Raw genomic sequence first — 2,761 nt, 5'->3', positions numbered from 1 at the left:
GTCATTTTTGACGGACAACTGGTTAACGGCCTGTATGAAGGCACAGGCAAGCTCTTTTATCCGGATGGAAAGCTGCTGTATCAAGGGGATTTCGCGAAAGGATTGAGAGCCGGCTCAGGCGAGCATTACGACGAGAACGGCAAGCTGCTGTATCGCGGCGAATTTGCCGCCGATCAGTATGCCGGAGCAGGGACGCTGTTTGATCCGGAGGGGAAGCCGAAATATGCAGGCCAGTTTGCCTACGGCCTTTACGAGGGAGCAGGAACGGAATACCGGCAGGACGGAACCATCGTGTATGCCGGGGCATTCGTGAAAGGGCAGCGGACTGGAGAAGGAAAGCTCTACAATGGCAGCGGCGGCCTCATTTATGAAGGCACGTTCAACGAAGGCCGCTATGCGGGAGCAGGCAAGCTTTACGGAGAAAGCGGGAAGCTGCTGTACGAGGGCGTGTTCCAAGACGGCAAGCTCAACGGAGCAGGCAAGCAATATTTCGCTTCCGGCATTGCCCAGTACGAAGGTGGATTTTTGCAAGGAAGTTATCATGGGGCCGGCAGCTTGTTTAACGAAAGCGGCAGCCTTGTCTACACAGGGGCATTCGGAGCCGGACAAATGAATGGCGATGGACAAGCATTTGGCGCTAACGGCGCCCCTGTCTATGCCGGCAAATTTGTTAACGGCAAGTACGAAGGTATCGGAGTTCTGTTTGACGCTGACGGTGTCACTCTTTATAAGGGCTTTTTCAAGGGCGGTTTCTCCTTCGTGGAAGGTTTCATCAACTTGCCGCTCGCCAAGCTGCAAGAAATGCTAGGCGCGCCGGATGCGCCTGTTGTTCCCGAGTCGCCTGCCCCAGGCGAGGATGCTGTCGTTGGCGGCGCCGATGAAAGCGGCGAAGACAGCGCTGCTGGCGGCGGCAGTGGCGCGGGCAGCGGGGATAGTGCTGCTGCCGATGGCAGTGGCACAGCAGCGGCCGATGATAAAACGGCCGCGAGCGATAGCAGCGGCGGTGCGAACGGCAACAATAGCGCGAATGCAAGCGGCAACGGCGCTGGCGGCAGCAACAGCTCGAATGCAAGCAGTAACGGCGGCGCTGGCGGCAGCAACAGCTCGAACGCTAATGGCAATGGTACTGGCGCTAGCAATAGCTCGAATGCTAATGGTCCGGGCGCAGGTAGCAGTAACGGTGCAATCGCAAACGGCACTAACAGCAACGGCAGCAGCTCTAATGCAAGCGGCTCTGCCGGAGCCTCCGGAAGCGGAGTTTCTGCTGAGGAGCTTGGACTTGAAGGCCTTCCACCCAAGCCGTTAAATCTTACTTACGCTAGCAGTCAGCTATCATTCCTGCTTGAAGCAGATCCGGATAATCCGGAAGCGTACTATGTGAGTGAAATAAATACTTGGAACAGTACCGTTATCCAGCAAACGCTTCAACGGCTGCAGACCGCCAAGGCAGCTTCCATTACCGAAAAGCTGGACAACGGCAAGTCCAATATCATTTACAAATCGGGTAATGCTCTTCTAACCTTCACCTACAGCAATAAAAAACCACTTCGTCTCAATATCAGCTATATCACACCGAAATAACAAGATAGTAAAAGAACTCCCGCCATCATGTTCAGGCGGGAGTTCTTTTCTATTATTTAAGTTACTCAGCTCATCCCCAACGCCTCCATTACGCCCCAAACGATTACCGTTCCCCTTACCTCCCAGTTTCCATTTCTACTACTTTACCGTTATTACTATTACTATTACTATTACTATTGCTCAATACCTTCTCCAGCAATGGCGGCAGCGGGACCGCTAGGCTGATGGGGATCGATACCTTGTCATTGCACTATTTATATACCATCATTCCTCATAACCATCTACCATTGGCGTCACCATCCAGCATCATCTTCATTTACTGCCAGTTACCATCAGTCCCACCACCACCTTCACTTACTGCCAGTTACCATTCGTCCCACCACCACCACCACCACCACCTTTGCTTGTCACTTTAGCCCCATCCTCACTCCCATCTTCACAGGTCACCAGCTATCATGAGCTCCACCGTAATTAATATAGTTACATCGATCAACCCCAACTTTTTGCTGCAAGATTAATAGGTCTGTTCCATTAAACAAGACCGTTCCGTTCTCAACATTGGATTTTTCCAATATAGAGCCCATTTCCGCTTCATTTCTTTCGTCTACGTTGGATTTTTCCAACGTAGAACACTTTTCCACTCCCTTTCCCTCGTATACGTTGGATTTTTCCAATGTAGAGCTCATCCCTGCTCCATTTCCCTCACCTACGTTGGATTTTTCCAACGTAGAGCCCATTTCCACATCATTTCTCTCGTCTACGTTGGATTTTTCCAACGTAGAACACTTTTCCACTCCCTTTCCCTCGTCTACGTTGGATTTTTCCAACGTAGAACACTTTTCCACTCCCTTTCCCTCGTCTACGTTGGATTTTTCCAACGTAGAGCCCATTTCCGCTACATTTCTCTCTTCTACGTTGGATTTTTCCAACGTAGAACACTTTTCCACTCCCTTTCTCTCGTCTACGTTGGATTTTTCCAACGTAGAGCCCATCTCCGCACCATTTCTCTCGTCTACATTGGATTTTTCCAATGTAGAGCCCATTTCCCCTTCATTTCTTTCGCCTACGTTGGATTTTTCCAACGTAGAGCCCATTTCCGCTCTATTTCTCTCGTCTACGTTGGATTTTTCCAACGTAGAACACTTTTCCACTCCCTTTCCCTCGTCTACGTTGGATTTTT

1 protein-coding gene and 1 pseudogene are annotated in these 2,761 nt (G+C 50.7%); one reads left to right on the top strand and one right to left on the bottom strand.

The genetic code is table 11. The features are described from left to right. Positions 1-1,581 (top strand): annotated as a pseudogene (locus tag IEX98_RS28605) (hypothetical protein); the annotation flags it as partial. A gap of 443 nt (positions 1,582-2,024) precedes the next feature. Here the strand turns inward: IEX98_RS28605 and IEX98_RS28600 are convergent. Continuing rightward, on the bottom strand, positions 2,025-2,761 hold a 737-nt coding region (locus tag IEX98_RS28600; RefSeq protein ID WP_229692440.1), incomplete at its 5' end, for a hypothetical protein.

The sequence above is a fragment of the Paenibacillus radicis (ex Gao et al. 2016) genome (genome assembly GCF_014641555.1).
In the GTDB taxonomy this organism is placed as follows: Bacteria; Bacillota; Bacilli; order Paenibacillales; family Paenibacillaceae; genus Pristimantibacillus; species Pristimantibacillus radicis.
Note: the sequence above shows the minus strand (reverse complement) of the source record. Positions and strands in the feature narration are given on the sequence as shown.